Raw genomic sequence first — 16436 nt, 5'->3', positions numbered from 1 at the left:
GCGCCCGGTGCGCCGGACCTCCACCCACCCGCCGGGGCGGTCCCGGTCACGATCCCCGTGGCCGGGCCGCCCCGGCGGCGTACGCTGAGGAGGCCGGCGGCCCTCCCCGCCGCGCCCCTCCGAAGCGAACCGAACGGAACGACCCGATGCCGTACGACCCCCCGACCCACTCGGTCGAGCGCTCCCTGCACCGGGCCGGAGCCCGCGTGGTGGCCGGACTGGACGAGGTCGGCCGGGGAGCCTGGGCCGGGCCGGTCATGGTCGGCGCCGCCGTCACCGGACTGCGCCGCCCGCCCGAGGGGCTGACCGACTCCAAGCTGCTCACCGAACGGCGCCGGGCCGCGCTCGCCCCGCTCCTGGAGGAGTGGGTGACCGCGTACGCGATCGGCTCCGCCTCGGCACGGGAGTGCGACGAGCTCGGCATGACCGCCGCGCTCCGGCTGGCGGCCGTCCGCGCCCTGGAGGAACTCCCGGTCCGGCCCGACGCGGTGATCCTGGACGGCAAGCACGACTACCTGGGAGGACCCTGGCGGGTCCGCACGGTGATCAAGGGCGACCAGTCCTGCGTCTGCGTCTCCGCCGCCTCGGTGCTGGCCAAGGTCCGGCGGGACGCGCTGATGGCCGAACTCGGCACCGACCACCCGCGGTTCGCCTTCGGGGAGAACGCCGGCTACCCGTCGCCGACGCACCGCGCCGCCCTGGAGGAGCTCGGCCCCACCGAGCACCACCGGCTCTCCTGGTCCTACCTGGACGCCCTGCCGCGCTGGAGCCACCTCAGGCGGCAGCGCAGCGCCGCCGACGCCGGCGAGCAGCTCTCGCTGGGTTTCTGAAGGGGTCGGGGGCCCGGCGCTTCCCTGGCGTTTCCCGCACGCCCTACGGCTGCTTCCGGCCACGTCCCGGTGCTTCCGGGCGGCCGGAACCGGCCGTCCGGGCGGCTCCGGAACCCGCCCGGCGGAGCCGGATCCTGACGGTTGGTCAGTATTCGTCCACCGGTCACCCGGGCGTCACCGCCAGTGCGCGCACAGCGCGCCAGACTTCCAACTGGTGGGGTGCCCGTGCGCATCCGACCGGCATTTGATAGGAATCCGGGTATGCCTGTCTTCCCCGAGGAGCCGGAGATTCACGAGACGATCCCGGGCCCCGGCGTTCCCCTTCCCCACAAGTCGGACGCACCTGCCCCCCGTATGCCTTCCCCCACCGCCGTCGCCGCTCCGGTCCCGGGCCCGCGCCCCGGCCCGCCGCGCCCCGCGCCGCCCCGTGCCGACCGGCCGGTCCCCGGCCCGCGGCCGCCGGCCCGTCCCAAGCCGAACCCCGCGCCGCGCCCCGGCCGACCGGAGGTCCAACTCCTGCCGGCCGGCGCGGCCGAGGCGATCGACCGCGCCGACGAGGCGGTCGACGCACTGCTGGAGTCCGGCCGCCGCCCCGGCGACGTGCTGGTCCTGACGGTCGGTGCGGCGCACCCCTGGCAGGAGCACGAGCTCAGCTTCGGCGAGGAGCGCTACTGGGCGCAGCTCGCCGACGGTGGCGACGTGTTCTACGCCGACGCGGCCGCGACGCGTCCGTTCCGCCGGGACGTGGTGGTCCTGGTGGTCAACGCGGACCGGTCGGAGCGGGTGACCGCCGCGGCGCGCAAGGCGCTGGAACGGGCCGGGAAGCTCCTGGTGGTCTGCGGCGAGACCGAGACGGTCGCCCCGCTGTTCGCCTGAGCCCCGTCCGCCCGTCCGCCTGTCCGTCCGTCCGCCGGTTCGGCCGTCCTCCGGTCTTCCGGCCCGCTGTCCGACCGCTCGCCCGCCGTGCCCGACCCGGCACGGCGGGCGGCCGGGTCGGGCACGGGTCGGGCACGGGCGGCGGGTCGCTCGGTGCTGCCCACGGGCCACTGCCTGCTGCCTGTTGTCCGCCTCCGCCGGCCCTCGTGGTCGGTCAGCGCGCGGCGGTGCGGCGGGCGGTCCGGGCCTCGTGCGTGCCGTCCAGGGCGCGGACCGCGTCCAGCGAGGTGACCGGGGCGACCGGCGGCTGCTGGGGGAGCGGTGCTTCGGACGCTGCGGCGGGCAGCCCGCGCGGGACGCGCGGCGGCAGTTCGGTGACGGTGTGGACCGGCCCGAGCGCCCAGGACCCGGAGTGAGGGTTGCGCCCGCGCCGGCCGTCGCCGAGCGACTGCCACCCCGCCGGGGTGAGCGTCAGGTACGAGCCGCAGCGGAGCCCGTGCAGTTCGGCGGCGGCCCGCAGCGCCCACATCCAGGCGCCGTCCTGCTCGGTCCAGTCCGGGACGCCCTCGCGGCAGCGCAGCAGGACGGCGGTCCGGCTCGGACTGGGACGCTTCAGGTCGTGCGGGGTGACCCGGCGGAGATGGCCGAGCAGTGCGTTGCGATGGTCCCACCCGTCGTTGAACTGCGGCCGGACGCCGAACGACGCCGACGCCACCACCCGGTTCCCGGCTCCCAGCACCGCGACCACCGTGGTCCCCGGCTGCGGGAGGTGCCGCAGGTGCAGCTCGGTGACGAACTCCCGGGGCGCCCGCAGCAGGGGCACGCCGTGGCTCCGCCACTCCGGCAGGGTGATGCTCCGGTGGCCGTCACAGCGGGAAGGACCTCGGTCGATGCCGTTGATCACGATCCTCCTTCCCGCGCTCGCGCCCCCCGGGGCGCGCGAGCGTACGCCGAAGGCCGGGTCCGGCGGACCAGGCATTGGATACCTTCCAATTCTCGGGCGAGAGCACTCCGAGCGGCAATGATGAAATGACGAACGCGGCCCGAAATCCCTGCTTCTGCCGGATATGTTCCACGCCCTCGACGGGGCCATTCGGCTGACCCGACGGTGAGCGGTAGGTGTACGGGCTGAAACCTTCCGGTGTACGTCCCCCGTACGCCCGGTGCCCCACCCCTCTCTGGCCACCGGCGGCCGGGGTTCTCCGGCCACCGGCCCCGACCCCGGCCCACCCGCCGCCTCCTCCCCTCCGCCGCCGGGTGCGGGCGGTGGCGGTCCCGGGGCCGGGTGTCACACCCGGTGGTCGGGTCTCATCCCCGGACCGCGAGGACGAGGGGGAGGACGGCGGTCGCACCGGCCTGCCGGAGCAGGCGGGCGGCGACCGTCAGGGTCCAGCCGGAATCGACCAGGTCGTCGACCAGCAGGACCGGGCCCGGGGCGGCGGCCAGCGCCTCGGCCAGGTCCGGTGGCAGGGCGAGCGCCCCGGCGACCGAGCGCAGCCGTTGGGCGCTGTTGCTGCGCGGGCCGTGCGGGGGCTCCCCGGTGGCGTACTCGATCCGGCCGAGCAGGGGCATCCGGCCGATCGAGGCCAGGCCGGCGGCCAGGTCGGAGACCAGCCGGGGGCGGGTGGAGGAGTCGAGCGCGACCACGCCGACCGGGCGGTCGAGCCGCTGTCCGTCCGGGCCCTCCGGACCGGCCCAGCCGCCGGGCCCCCTGGCCCAGTCCGCGACCACCCCGACCATCGCGTCCAGCACCTCGCGCGGCAGCGGGCCGTCCGGCGAGCGCTCGTCCAGCAGCGAACGCAGCCGGCCGCCCCAGCCGATGTCGGACAGCCGGCCCAGGGCGCGCCCCGGCTCGGCCTGCTGGGCCGCGGGGATCCGGCCCTTCAGCGGGACGCCCAGGGACTCCATGCCGGTGGGCCACATCCGCCGGGTCTCGAAGGAGACACCGGGGCGGCCGAGCGCGGCCCGGGCCGCGTCCAGCGCGGCCGCGGAGACCTCGGCGGAGTGCCTGGGCGGGGTGCAGCGGTCGCACCGGCCGCACGGGGCCGCCTCCGGGTCGTCGAGCTGGCGGCGCAGGAACTCCATCCGGCAGCCCTCGGTGGCCACGTACTCCCGCATCGCCTGCTGCTCGGCCTCGCGGGCCCGGGCGACCTTGGCGTACCGCTCGGCGTCGTACCGCCAGGGCTCGCCGGTGGCCTCCCAGCCGCCGCGCACCCGGCGCACCGCGCCGTCCACGTCGAGGACCTTGAGCATGGTCTCCAGCCTGGTGCGGCGCAGGTCGACCGAGGTCTCCAGGGCGGCGGTGGAGAGCGGCCGGCCCGCCTCGGACAGCGCGTCCAGCGTCCGGCGGACCTGCTCCTCGGCGGGGAAGCCGATCGAGGCGAAGTACCGCCAGATCGCCTCGTCCTCCCGGCCCGGCAGCAGCAGGACCTCGGCCCGGTCCACGCCGCGGCCGGCCCGGCCGACCTGCTGGTAGTAGGCGATGGGGGAGCTCGGCGAGCCGAGGTGCACCACGAAGCCGAGGTCCGGCTTGTCGAAGCCCATGCCCAGGGCGGAGGTGGCGACCAGGGCCTTCACCCGGTTCTCCAGCAGCGCCGCCTCGGCCTCCCGGCGCTCCGCGTCCTCGGTCCGCCCGGAGTAGGCGGCCACCTGGTAGCCGCGCCCGCGCAGGAACTCGGTGACCTCCTCGGCGGCGGCCACCGTGAGGGTGTACACGATGCCGGAGCCCGGCAGGTCGGGCAGGTGGTCGGCGAGCCAGGCCAGCCGGTGCGCCGGGTCGGGCAGCGGCAGCACCGCCAGGCTGAGGCTCTCCCGGTCCAGCGGCCCGCGCAGCACCAGCGCCTGCTCGTCGCCGGCGCCGGTGCCCAGCTGCTCCGCGACGTCCGCCGTGACCCGGGCGTTCGCGGTCGCCGTGGTCGCCAGCACCGGGACGCCGGGGGAGAGCTCGGCCAGCATGGTGCGCAGCCGCCGGTAGTCGGGCCGGAAGTCGTGGCCCCAGTCGGAGATGCAGTGCGCCTCGTCGACCACCAGCAGACCGGTGGAGGCGGCCAGCTTGGGCAGTACGTGGTCCCGGAAGTCGGGGTTGTTCAACCGCTCGGGGCTGACCAGGAGGACGTCCACCAGGCCGTCGGCGACCTCCTGCTGGATCTGCGACCACTCCTCGGGGTTGGCCGAGTTGATCGTCCGGGCGCGGATCCCCGCCCGGGCGGCCGAGTCGACCTGGTTGCGCATCAGGGCGAGCAGCGGGGAGACGATCACGGTCGGACCGGCGCCGCGTTCGCGGAGCAGCGCCGTGGCGATGAAGTAGACGGCGGACTTGCCCCAGCCGGTCCGCTGGACGACCAGGGCGCGGCGGCTGTCCACCACCAGGGCCTCGATGGCTCTCCACTGGTCCTCGCGCAGCGCCGCGCCGGGGCCGGCGAGCTCGCGCAGCACGGCTTCCGCGGCGGCCCGGACGGCGTCGCGGTCGGCGGGGGTGGTCGGGTGGGGTTCGCGCGTCTGCATGGGGTCATGGATACCGTGCGGCACGGACGGACCGCGAATGCCGGGCTGTGGACAGAGTGGCGTTGATCGGTTGATCCGATGTCAAATCGGCCCGAACGCCGTGAAATGCGGGCCATTCGGGTGAGGAGATGCCGAACCCCCCGAGTTATCCACAGGCCGGGGCCAATCGTCCGCAGTCGGACGCGATTCGGTCCATGCTTTCCGCCATGACCGCAGACGACCGCACCACCACCCCCGCCCCGCGCCCCGGCCACCTCCCGGTCCGGCTGCGCGGCCCCGCCGACATGGCGGAGATGCTCCCCTACCTGCTGGGCTTCTTCCCCGACGACAGCATCGTCGCGGTGGGTCTGCAGGGCGCCGCGCTCGACCAGGGCGGGGTGATCCGGATCGACATCCCGGAGGACCCCGCCGACTGGGAGCGCACCGCGGTGGAGTCCGCCCGGCTGCTGGTCGAGCTGTCCGAACAGCGCGACCGCCGCCCCGTCCAAGTCCTGCTCTACCTGTGCCGGGACCCTGCCGGGGGCGTCGGCACGCCCGAGGACGCCCACGCCGTGCTGGCGCGGCTCCGTCCGCTGGCCGCCGCGCTCGCCCGGGCCTTCCGGGACGAGCGGGTGGCCGTCAAGGAGTCGCTGTGCGTCTCCGGGGGCCGCTGGTGGTCCTTCCTGTGCACCGGGATCGACTGCTGTCCGCCGGACGGCACCCCGGTCCGGGCCGCCCACCAGCCCAGCCCGCTCGCCGCCGCGGCCACCTACGCGGGCCTCGCCCCGCGCGGCAGCCGCAAGGCGATCGTGGCCGGGCTGGCCCCGATCGGCCCGCCGGGCTCCGAGACGCAGCGCCGCGCCCTGGAGGACGCCGGGCCGCCCTTCGTCCGCGAGCTGGCCGGCCCCGGCGGCCGGGAGGCGGCCGTCGAACGCACCGCGGCGCTGCTCGCCGAGGCGGTGGCCGAGTTCCGCGCCGGAGCCCGCGAGTTGGACACCGCGCGCACCGCCAGGCTGCTGATCGGCATGCAGGACAAACTCGGCCGGGACCGCGCCGCCGAGTACGCCGAACCGGACGAACTCGCCGCCGCCCAGCGGCTGTGGCGGTTCCTGGTCCAACGCTGCGTCGACCCGTTCGGGCACCTGGCGGCCCCACCGCTGACCCTGCTGGCCTGGACGTCCTGGCTGGCGGGCGATCCGGCCACCGCCCGGGTCGTGCTGGCCAGGGCGCTGGAGCTGGAACCGGCCTACACCCTGGCCCAGCTCCTCTACGAATCGCTGAACGCCGGCATCGCCCCGGAGGCCCTGCTCCGGGTCGTCCGCCGCGAACGCACCACCCGCCTACGCGACCCGCAGCCCCCGCACCCCGCGGAGCTCCCGCCGGCGCCCCCCGGGGCGGGCCCGGCCGACCCCGCCCCGGCCGCCGTCGGACCGGTCGCCGCCGGACCGGCCGCCGACCGCGGAACCTCCCCCGGGGAGCGATCCGTCGGCTTCGACGCGCACCAGGCGCCGGACCGTGAGGCCCCCGCGCCCGAACCGTCCGCTCCCGGGGCGGGCCGCCCCGAGCCCGAGCCCGAGCCCGGGCCGGGCGCCGTGCCCGGCTCCGCCCCGGACGACGGACCGCCGACCGCGGCGGCCTGCCGCGCCGAGCGGGTGCGCCGCTCCTGCGCCCACCGGATCACCCCGGCGAGCACCCGCGTCCGATCGGCCCGGACGCACCGGAACCGACACGCGATCGGAGACTGACCCGTGCGAACCCCCGCCCCCGCTCCGCAGGACGGCCGGCTACACCTCGCCGCGCGCCATCCGGACCAGCCGGTCCAGAACGGTCCGGCCGCTGGTCCGCACCCCGTCGTGCTCCCACTCGTTGGTGATCCAGACCCGTGTGCCGGCCACCGCGTCCGCGGTCTCCAGCGAATGCGCCGTGTCCACGTACATGTCGTCGTGGTACACCGCCGCGTACACCGGTACCCGGTTCGCCGCCAGGCGCGGCAGGTCGTACAGGTCGGGCCAGTCGGTGCGCTCCGCCAGCAACTGCGCCGTCTCGCGCAGCGGCCGCAGCGCCGGGTCGGTCTCGAACATCCAGGGGTGGATCGTCTCGCCGGTGAACAGCACCGGCCCGTCCCCGGCCAGCGCCGCCTCGGCGTCGAACTCGGGGAACTCCTTGCGCACCCGCTCCGCGGACCAGTCGGTGGCCCCCGGGTCGACCGAGCGCTGCCCGTAGATCGACTCGTGCAGGACGGCGTACAGCGGGTTCTGTGCGAAGGACAGGTGCGACTGCGCCCCGGCCAGGAAGGTGTCCGAGAGCTCCGGTCCGTCCGGCCCGTCCACCCAGGCCTCCTCCAGCAGGTAGTGCAGGACGGAGGAGCCGGTGCCGCCGCCCAGCATCAGGCCCAGCGCCTGGAACGCCCGGACGGTCAGCGTCCCCCCGTCGGGGAGGGTCGCGGGCCGCTCCAGCAGGTGCGCCGCGATTCGCCGTACCGCCGCCACGTCCTGGGGGAAGCGCGCGTAGTGCCCGGCGTTCTTGCGGGCGATGCGCGGGAAGGCCGCGCGGTAGACCTCGTCCGCCGAGCGGCGCAGCCCGGCCAGGCCGCCGGTGACGAAGGCCTCGCGCAGGTGCTCCGGCGCCAGCGAGAGGTAGGTCAGGGTGCAGAAGCCGCCGAAGCTCTGGCCCAGCAGGCTCCACACGCCGTCCTCGCCGAGCAGCCGGCGGCGGATCAGTTCGGCGTCCCGGACGATCGAGTCGGCCCGGAAGTGCGCCAGGTACTCGGCCTGCTGCCGGGCGTCGCCGCGGCGGGCCAGGGTCTGCCGGTTGGCGGGGGTGGAGCGGCCGGTGCCGCGCTGGTCCAGCAGCAGCACCCGGTAGTCGTCGAGCGCCCGGTCCAGCCAGCCGTCCCGCCCCAGCGGCCGGTTGGCCTTCCCGCCCGGGCCGCCCTGCAGGTACACCAGCCACGGCAGTTCGTCGTGCTCGCGTCCGGCGGCCACCACCTCGCGGGCGTAGACCTCGATCGTCTCGTCCCCGGGGGCACCGTGGTCCAGCGGCACCCGGAAGACGTGGTCGGTGGTGACGATTCCGGGGATGCGGCCGAGGGAGGACATGCAACTCCTAGGTGCGAGCTGGTCACAGGCGGGGCGCGACGCCGGTCGCCGGGGTCGCCGGTGCGTCCGTCGTCGTCCTCGCACCGTATCCTGACGGCGGACCGGAGCCGCCGGGGGGCGTCCGTCACGTGCGGAGAACCCCGGACGGCACCACGACACAGCGGGCGCCACGGGTGTCGGTCACGGAGCGCCGAACGACCCTCGGCCCGCGGCCGCCTCCGACCGGACGTCCGCCCGACGGGCGTGACCTGGGGCAGGTGTGGTGCGTTCAATCTGCGGGACGCCGCCACCCGAACCGGAACCGCCGACCGGACCGCGGCCGGGCCGACCGTCCCGGGCACCGGTCACGCGTCGTTCGACCCGGCGCGGCCGACCCCGGGGCGGCCGCGACGTCCGGACCGGGACACCGCCCCCGCCGGGGCGGGGCGCCGGAGGTCCGGTCCGACCGGAGTCACAGCCGCGTGTACCGGCGGCAGAGCAGCACAGTCCGCGAACGAGCACGCTCGCGGCCGACCGAGCCCGCAGCCCTCGGCCGGTCGGGGGGAGGAGAGCCCGGTGACCGACCCAAGGCCACCCCACGCAGCGCCCCAACCGCTGCCACCCGCCAACCCGCCGTCCCCGGGCGCCGCCGCGCCGCCCGGCCGCCCGGCCGTCCCTCCGCACCCCCGCCAGGCCACCCCGCCGTACGGGACGCCCACCGGCCCCGTCCCGGGAACGGCCGGACCCGCCCCGGCGGTTCCCGGCACCCCCGCCTACGGCACGCCGACCCACGGCACGCCCCCGTTCGGCACGCCGACCCACGGCACCCCGGTGGGCGCCGCGCACCCGGGCGCCCACCCCTACCCGGGCCCTGCGGCCACGCCCCCGTACGGCACACCGGCCGGCGGCGCGCCCTACGGGGCCGGCGGCACCCCGCCGTACGGCACCGTGACGCGGCCGGCCGCAGGTCACCCGGCGGGCGGGCGCGGCGGTCCGGGGCCGCGGGCCGACCAGCCGTCAGGGCCGCCGGGAGCGGCCGGAGTCCGGTCGGAGCAGGTGGCGGGCGCGCCCGCCACCGGCCCGGCCAGGGGACCCGCCCAGGCACCCCCGCCCCGGCCGCAGCCCTCCGCCGCGCACGACGTCCTGTGCGTCAACGCCCCGAGCATGGCGGCCTCCGGGCCGGACGGCCAGCTCCGGGGCCAGGGCCTGCACGGCTTCTTCCGGCACGGGGTGCGCACCCTGGCCCGGGTGGAGCTGCGGCTGGGCGGGGTGGAGCCGCTCCCGCTGCAGGGCACCCTGACGTCCGCGGCGGCGGCCCGGTTCGTCGGCTCGGTCCGGGTGCCGGGCGACCTCGACCCGGACCCGGCGCTGACGGTCGAGCGGCTGCGGCACGCCGACGGCGCGGAGACGGTGACGGTCCGCAACACCGGGGCCCGTCCCGCCCGGCTCCCGCTGGAGATCGCGCTCGGCACCGACCTCGGCCTGCTCACCGACATCGCGGCGGGCCGCCGCTCCGCCGACCTGCCGGGCCAGGTCCAGTCGTCCGGCCTGCGCTGGGTCGGTCAGGGCCGGGCCGCCACCGTCAGCGCGCGGCCCTCGCCGCACGCGGTGCTGGCCGGAGCGGGCGTGCTGCGCTGGGACTTGGAGATCCAGCCCGGCGCCCGGTGGTCGGTCGACCTGCGGGTCGAGCTGGAGACCCCGTCGACGGCGCGGCCGCCGACGGGGCGCGGCCCGGGCGTACCGCTGCCCTGGTCCGAGCCCGAGATCCGGGCCGACGACCGCCGGGCCGCCCGCCTGGTCGCCCGCGCCCTGGACTCGATGGGCGGCCTGCTGCTCGCCGACGCCGACCGGCCGACCGACCTCTACACCGCCTCGGGCGCCCCCTGGCGGTTCGGCCTGACCGCCGCCGACGCGCTCTGGGCCGCCCGGATGACCCTCCCCCTGGGTACCCGGCTCGCCGCCGGCACCCTGCGGGCGGCCGCCCGCCGCCAGCACCAGAGCGCCCCACCCGCCGCCCCGCCGACCGCCATGCCCGCCCGCCCGGCCGACGCGGCCGCGGGCGAGGGCACGCCGGCCCCGGAGGGCGCCCCCGCTCCGGCCGGCGGCGAGGCCGGCCCGGCCCAGGCGCTGGACGGGGTGATCCCCGGTCCGCTGCGGCACGGCGGCCCCGAGCTGCCGGCCAGCTGCACGGCGACGGAGGCCACCCTGCTGTTCGTCACGGTGCTGGCGGAGGCCTGGCGCTGGGGCATGCCCCGGGCCGAGGTCGCCGAGCTGCTCCCGGCGCTGGAGCGGGCGCTCGGCGCGCTGCGGGCCGCGGTGGTGGAGGGACCCGAGGGCCCGGTCGGGTTCGTCGGCGACTTCGGGCGCCCGGCCGAGGAACGCGCCGCGCGCCCCGGTCCGGCCCGCTGCGAGGTCCAGGCGCAGGCCCACCGGGCGGCCCTCCAGGGAGCCGACCTGCTGGACGCCTTCGACCGGCCCGGGGCGGCCCAATGGCGCACCTGGGCAGCCGAGTTGAGGGAACGGTTCCGCGAGCGTTTCTGGATCGACGACCTGTCCGGCGGCCGCCCGGCCGCCGCCCTGCTGGCCCCGGACCGTCCCGTGCCGGCCCTCGCCTCCACCCTGGTGCACCTCTTCGACCCCGGCCTGGCCGCCGAGGGCGAACTGCACGAGGGCCTGCTCGACCGCGAGCAGACCCGGCTGCTGGCCCAGCGCCTGGTGACCCCGGAGCTCGACTGCGGCTGGGGCCTGCGCACCCTGAGCGCCAAGTCCCCCCGGTTCAACCCGCTGGGCCACCGCAGCGGCGCGGTGCGGGTCCAGGAGACCGCGCTCGCGGTGAGCGGCCTGGTGGACGCCGGCTTCGAGCGGGAGGCCGAAATACTGCTGGAGGGCCTGCTGGAGGCGTCCGCGCACTTCGACGGCCGACTGCCGGAGATGTACGCCGGCGAGCAGCGGGTCGCCGACTGCCCGCCCGTTCCCCACCCGGCCGCCTGCCGCCCGGCTGGGGTCTCCGCGGCGGCCGCCGTCCACCTGGTGCTCTCCCTGGCGGGCGTCCGCCCGGACGTCCCGTCCGGGCGGGTGGCCACCCGCCCGGCGAGCACCGCCCCGCTGGGCGCGCTGGAGCTGACCGGCCTGCGGGTGGCCGGCGAGCCGTTCTCGGTCCGGGTCAGCCGGATCGGTGTCGCGGTCGTGGAGGAGGCGCCGTCGTTCCTGCAACTCGCCGCCGGCTGAACCCCTCCGCCGAGCCTCCCGGCGGAGCGGAAAAGCGCTGTGGTCTGTGATTATCGTCAGAGAGACGACTAAGATCGGCGACATGTCGCGTTATGACCCGTCGGCCTTCCCCCCGTTCGCAGTCACGGTTGACCTCGTGGTGCTGACGGTGCGCGACCACGAACTGTGCGCCCTGCTGGTGAAGCGCGGCGAGGCGCCGTTCCAGGGCTACTGGGCGCTGCCCGGCGGCTTCGTGCGCCTGGACGAGGGCCTGGCCGAGGCGGCGTCCCGGGAACTGGCGGAGGAGACCGGACTGCGGGCCCAGTCGCTGCCGGGCAGCCTGCCCGTCGGGCAGACCCCCGCCGGGGCGCACCTGGAACAGCTCGCCACCTACGGGCACCCGCAGCGGGACCCCCGGATGCGGGTGGTCAGCGTCGCCTACCTGGTTCTCGCCCCGGACCTGCCCTCGCCCCGCGCGGGCGGCGACGCCAGCAGCGCCCGCTGGGCACCGGTGCGCGAACTGTTCGGCGAGGAGCGCAACGACGGCGTGCTGCTCGCCTTCGACCACGAGCAGATCCTGGCCGACGGGGTGGAGCGCGCCAGGTCCAAGATCGAGTACTCCTCGCTGGCCACGGCCTTCTGCCCCCCGGAGTTCACCGTCGGGGAGCTGCGCCGGGTCTACGAGGCGGTGTGGGGCGTGGTGCTCGACCCGCGCAACTTCCACCGCAAGGTCACCGGCACCCCGGGCTTCCTGCTCCCCTCCGGCGGCACCACGACCCGCCAGGGCGGCCGCCCCGCCCAGCTGTTCACGGCCGGCGGCGCCACCGTCCTCAACCCCCCGATGCTGCGCCCCGAGTCCTGAGCCCGAGTCCTGAGCCCGGCCGACCCCGGATCCGACGGGCCCGGTTCGGACCGGCCCGGCGACCGACCAGAACCCTTGCCGCCAACGGGTGGTGACGGTCCGTGAGAAAGCCGTCAGCGCGGCGAGAAGGCTGTCGCCTGTACGGGTGAGGTCGGCGCTGACACCGTCCGCGGCCCATCCGGAATGCCCGGTTTCCCCGCTTCCGCGCCCTACTGTGCAGGCTCAGGCCGGACGGACACCCCCGGCCCGTCGGCGGGCGAGGGAGCGGGCAGCGATGATCCAGATCACCGGACTGACCAAGGCGTACCGGCGGGGGCGTCCGCCCGCGGTGCTCGACCTGGGCTTCGACGCCCGCCCGGGGATGGTCACCGCGCTGCTCGGCCACGAGGGGGCGGGCAAGACGACCGCGCTCCGGCTGATGGTGGAGCTGGAACGGGGCCACGGCCTCACCCTGTTCGACGGCCGGACGTACCGGCGGATCCGGCGCCCGGAACGGGAGATCGGCGTCCTGCTGTCCACCGGCCGCCCGGAGGCCGGGCACCCCGGGCAGCGGGCCCGGTCGCACCTGCGGATGCTGGCCGGCGCGGTCGGCGTCCCGGCCCGCCGGGCCGACGACCTGCTGGAGCAGACCCGGCTCGCCGCCGTCGCGGACCACCGGCTCGGCACCTTCTCGCCCGGCATGCACCGCCGCCTCGCCCTGGCCGCCGCCCTGCTCGGCACCCCCTCGACGCTGCTGCTGGACGCCCCCACCGAGGGCCTGTCCCCGAGCAACGAGGAGTGGTTCCGGGCCTTCCTGCGCTCCTTCGCGGTCTCCGGCGGCACCGTGCTGACCACCACCCGCTCGCCCGAGGAGGCCGCCGAACTCGCCGACCGGGTGATCACCCTGGACGCGGGCCGACTGACCGCCGACCAGCCGGTGGTGGAGTTCCGCCGCACCAGGCTGCACCCCGAAGTGCTGGTCCGCGGCCCGCAGATGGCCCGCCTCGCGGACCTGCTGGTCGCCCAGGGCGGCCAGGTCCGGCGCAACGGCGGGGCCGGACTCGCGGTGAGCGGCGTCGGCCGCACCGAGATCGGCGAACTCGCCTACCGCAACGGCATCCTGCTGCACGAACTGGCCGACCGGGTGGCGGAGCGTCCGGTCCCCTACCCCGCCGCCCTGCCCAGCGGCTCGGGCCGTTCCGGCCGGGTGGCGATCCGGACGGCGGCCGCCCCCGGCGGCCAACCGTCCGAAGGGCAGCACCCGGTGACCGTCGGCCGCCCGGCCGGGCCGGAGCGCCCGCTCGACCACCGCGGCCTGCAGGCCGGCCGCTGGGCCGCCGCCGCGCTCGCACCGAACCCGCCGGGCCCGGAGCGGGAACAGGGCGCGGACCAAGGCCAGGGCGCGGACCAAGGCCAGGGTCGGGAGCGGGGCCGGGAGCAGGGCCGGGCCGAGGAGCCCTCGCTGCCCGCTCCGACGCCGCCCCCGGCGGTGCCGACCCCCGCCGTCGACCTGACCCGGCGGACACCGAGGGCGCCCAGGGCGCCGCGGACGCCCAGCGGGGCCTCCGCGCTCGGCCACCCGGAGGCGCGGGCGGCGACGCGGCCCGCGCGGCCGGTCGCGCCGGAGCCCGCGGCCGACGCCGAGCAACTGGCCGCCAACCCGACCGACGCGGAGCTGCTGACTCCCGCGCGGATCAGGGGAGTCGGCCACCGCCCCGCGCCCGTCCGCCCCTTCCCGGGGCGCCCGTGGCCGACCCCGGCCGACGCCGCCGAACTGCGCCCGGCCGAACCCGCCGGACCGGCGGCCCGGCCCCGGCAGCCGGCCGCGACGGGCACCGGCGCAGGAACCGAAACAGGAGCAGGAACAGGCACGGCAGCGGACGCGGTGGCGCGGCGCGCTGCCGGCGGCGACGAGAACGGGAGCGAGTGACCGTGCGGGTGGTGGCGAGTGAGGTGCGGCGGCTGCGCGGGGTGCGCTCCACGTGGGTGGTGGTCGCGGGCGCGCTGCTGGTGAACGCGGCGGTGGCGGCGTTCACCGCGAGTCGGCTGCCGGCCGGGGAGTTGGCGGTGCCGGACGCGGTGCGGGCGGTCGCGGCGGTGGTGCCGGTGCTGCCGCTGCCGCTGACCGCGCTCGCGGCGGCGGTGCTCGGCGCGCTGTCCTACGGCAACGAGACGCGTTGGCCCGGCCTGCCGGCCTCCCGGGTGACCCTGGGGCGCCGGCTCGGCGGACTGCTGGCGAAGGCGGTGGTGGTGGGCGCGGCGGCGGTCCTGCTGGCGGTGGCCGCGCTCGGCCTGAACGCCCTCGCCGCCTGGCCCGCGCTGCCCGCCGGGACGGACGCTTCGGCGCTGCTCGACCCGTCCGCGCTGCCGATCGGCCCGTTCGCGGCGGGCGGGATCGGCCGTCCGCTGCTGGCGTTCCTGGCGCTGGCGGTGGCGGGCGGCTGGGCCGGGCTGCTGATCACCTCGCTGGTCCGCAGCGCCGTCGTCGGCATCCTGCTGACCGGCGCGCTGCCCGCCCTGCTGGAACCCACCGCGGGCCTGCTGCTGCACCGCACCGGCCGCAACTGGCCTTTCTGGGTACGGGAGTTGCTGCCCTTCCAGTACGGCCTGGACTGGGTCCGCGACGCCGCCGACCGGACGGCCGGCGCGCTGGACGGCGTGGTGGTGGCCGCCCTGCTGGCCCCCGCCGGGCTGCTGGTGCTGGCGGCGGTGCTGGCCCAGCTGCGCCGCCGCGGCCTCTGAGCCGCCGACCCGCCGTCCGGAGGGTCGGCTCGGGCCGGCGCGGGTCGGCGCGGGCGGCACCGAGAGGGCCGGAGGGCGCGGGGGAGCGGCGCTCGGAAGGCCCCTGACGGTGTGACAGCCGGGACGGTCGCAACCGTCGGGGAAAAACACACCGGATGACCGGTATGCGCATTTACGACTGATAAGAAGTCAATTATCCAGACACGGTCGATCACCCTTTCGTGTGCTTTTCACGAGAATGCTCAAGGCGGCTCCGCCGATCGCCGACAAATGATGGCGTGAGTACCCTTGCGCACCCCACCGTGACCGCCGCTCGTCAGGCCGAGTCGATCTCCGCCCCCGAGCTGGACCGTTTCCCGTACGCCGACCGCCCGGCCCCGCCCGCGCCCCGCTGGGAGGGGGCCGAGAGCGACCTCGCCCGGGTCGGGCGGAAGACCACCAGCAGCCGCGGCCGCGGCCTGCACGGCCAGCTGGTCCAGCAGCTCGGCCAGATGATCGTCTCCGGCGACCTGGGCGCCGACCGCCCGCTGGTGCCGGAGGAGATCGGCCAGCGCTTCGAGGTCTCCCGCACCGTGGTGCGCGAGTCGCTCCGGGTGCTGGAGGCCAAGGGCCTGGTCTCGGCCCGGCCGAACGTCGGCACCCGGGTCCGCCCGGTGAGCGACTGGAACCTGCTGGACCCCGACATCATCGAGTGGCGCGCCTTCGGCCCGCAGCGCGACGAGCAGCGCCGCGAGCTGTTCGAGCTGCGCTGGGCGATCGAGCCGCTGGCCGCCCGGCTGGCCGCCGGCCACGGCCGGGAGGACGTCCAGCACCGGCTGGTCGAGCTGACCGAGATCATGGGCCACGCCGGCAACCAGGGCGACCTGGTCAGCTACGCCCGGGCCGACGCCGAGCTGCACGGCCTGGTGCTGCAGATGGCCGGGAACCGGATGCTGGAGCACCTGTCCGGCATCGTGGCCGGCGCCCTCCAGGTCTCCGGCGGCTCCGGCAGCACCTGCGAGCGCCCGTCCGAGTCGGCGGTCAGCCTGCACGCCCGCCTGGTGGACGCGCTCGGCACCGGCGACGGCACCGCCGCCGAGGCCGCCGTCCGCGCGCTGCTCACCGTCCACCCGGACATCGAGCACGCCGTCCCCGCGCCGCGCGAGCACTGAGCGGCCGACTCCGGTCGCCGCTCCGAGCCGGATGGCCCTTCCGCTGCCCCACCCGCGCAGCCGAGGGGCCATCGGCACGTCAGGGGCCCGGGCGGCCCCGCCGGCCCCGCGGATAGGCCGCTCGGGGGCTGCCCGCACCGGTCGCCGGGTGGTGTGACGGGCGCCACGACGGGCATGCGTAACACTTGAGTGGCGGCAGCGATGTGTACGGAGCGGAAGCAGCTCCGGA

Annotated in this window: 11 protein-coding genes; 8 read left to right on the top strand and 3 right to left on the bottom strand. The window is 77.0% G+C overall.

What is annotated here, in order from left to right:
• The first annotated feature begins 146 nt into the window (after nucleotides 1-146).
• On the top strand, nucleotides 147-830 hold the full coding sequence (locus tag ACZ3J7_RS30250) for a ribonuclease HII (RefSeq protein ID WP_465626576.1): 684 nt from the start codon (nucleotides 147-149) through the stop codon (nucleotides 828-830).
• A gap of 354 nt (nucleotides 831-1184) precedes the next feature.
• Nucleotides 1185-1706: a hypothetical protein gene (locus ACZ3J7_RS30245; RefSeq protein WP_465626574.1), complete on the top strand. Its 522-nt coding sequence runs from the start codon at nucleotides 1185-1187 to the stop codon at nucleotides 1704-1706.
• A 214-nt stretch (nucleotides 1707-1920) separates the two neighbouring features.
• Here the strand turns inward: ACZ3J7_RS30245 and ACZ3J7_RS30240 are convergent, their stop codons facing one another.
• Both ACZ3J7_RS30240 and ACZ3J7_RS30235 read right to left on the bottom strand, forming a co-directional pair.
• Nucleotides 1921-2610 (bottom strand): hypothetical protein, encoded by a 690-nt coding sequence (locus tag ACZ3J7_RS30240; RefSeq protein ID WP_465626572.1) that lies wholly within the window; start codon nucleotides 2608-2610, stop codon nucleotides 1921-1923.
• 404 nt (nucleotides 2611-3014) lie between these two features.
• Nucleotides 3015-5210 carry a RecQ family ATP-dependent DNA helicase gene (locus tag ACZ3J7_RS30235; RefSeq protein WP_465626570.1) on the bottom strand — a complete coding sequence of 732 codons (2196 nt, stop codon included), beginning with the start codon at nucleotides 5208-5210 and terminating at the stop codon, nucleotides 3015-3017.
• Between the two features lie 206 nt (nucleotides 5211-5416).
• Here ACZ3J7_RS30235 and ACZ3J7_RS30230 point away from each other — a divergent pair, with 206 nt between their 5' ends.
• The gene (locus ACZ3J7_RS30230) at nucleotides 5417-6934 is read left to right on the top strand and encodes a DUF4192 domain-containing protein (RefSeq protein ID WP_465626568.1); all 1518 of its coding nucleotides are present in this window, start codon (nucleotides 5417-5419) and stop codon (nucleotides 6932-6934) included.
• A gap of 39 nt (nucleotides 6935-6973) precedes the next feature.
• Here ACZ3J7_RS30230 and ACZ3J7_RS30225 read toward each other — a convergent pair whose 3' ends face one another.
• Entirely contained in the window at nucleotides 6974-8287 is a 1314-nt protein-coding gene (locus ACZ3J7_RS30225; RefSeq protein ID WP_465626566.1) for an alpha/beta fold hydrolase, read from the bottom strand.
• Between the two features lie 1035 nt (nucleotides 8288-9322).
• Here ACZ3J7_RS30225 and ACZ3J7_RS30220 point away from each other — a divergent pair.
• The 5 genes from ACZ3J7_RS30220 to ACZ3J7_RS30200 all read left to right on the top strand — a co-directional run bounded on the left by ACZ3J7_RS30220 (nucleotide 9323) and on the right by ACZ3J7_RS30200 (nucleotide 16207).
• Entirely contained in the window at nucleotides 9323-11494 is a 2172-nt protein-coding gene (locus ACZ3J7_RS30220) for a glycogen debranching N-terminal domain-containing protein (RefSeq protein WP_465626686.1), read from the top strand.
• 82 nt (nucleotides 11495-11576) lie between these two features.
• Nucleotides 11577-12335: an NUDIX hydrolase gene (locus ACZ3J7_RS30215; RefSeq protein ID WP_465626564.1), complete on the top strand. Its 759-nt coding sequence runs from the start codon at nucleotides 11577-11579 to the stop codon at nucleotides 12333-12335.
• Between the two features lie 274 nt (nucleotides 12336-12609).
• On the top strand, nucleotides 12610-14244 hold the full coding sequence (locus ACZ3J7_RS30210; RefSeq protein WP_465626562.1) for an ATP-binding cassette domain-containing protein: 1635 nt from the start codon (nucleotides 12610-12612) through the stop codon (nucleotides 14242-14244).
• Nucleotides 14245-14255: 11 nt separating this feature from the next.
• A complete protein-coding gene (locus tag ACZ3J7_RS30205) occupies nucleotides 14256-15056 on the top strand; it encodes a hypothetical protein (protein WP_465626561.1) in 801 nt (266 codons plus the stop codon).
• Between the two features lie 278 nt (nucleotides 15057-15334).
• Entirely contained in the window at nucleotides 15335-16207 is an 873-nt protein-coding gene (locus ACZ3J7_RS30200; RefSeq protein WP_465626559.1) for a FadR/GntR family transcriptional regulator, read from the top strand.
• The last annotated feature ends 229 nt before the right edge of the window (nucleotides 16208-16436 follow it).

Source organism: Kitasatospora sp. NPDC015121, from assembly GCF_055562955.1.
Note: the sequence above shows the minus strand (reverse complement) of the source record. Positions and strands in the feature narration are given on the sequence as shown.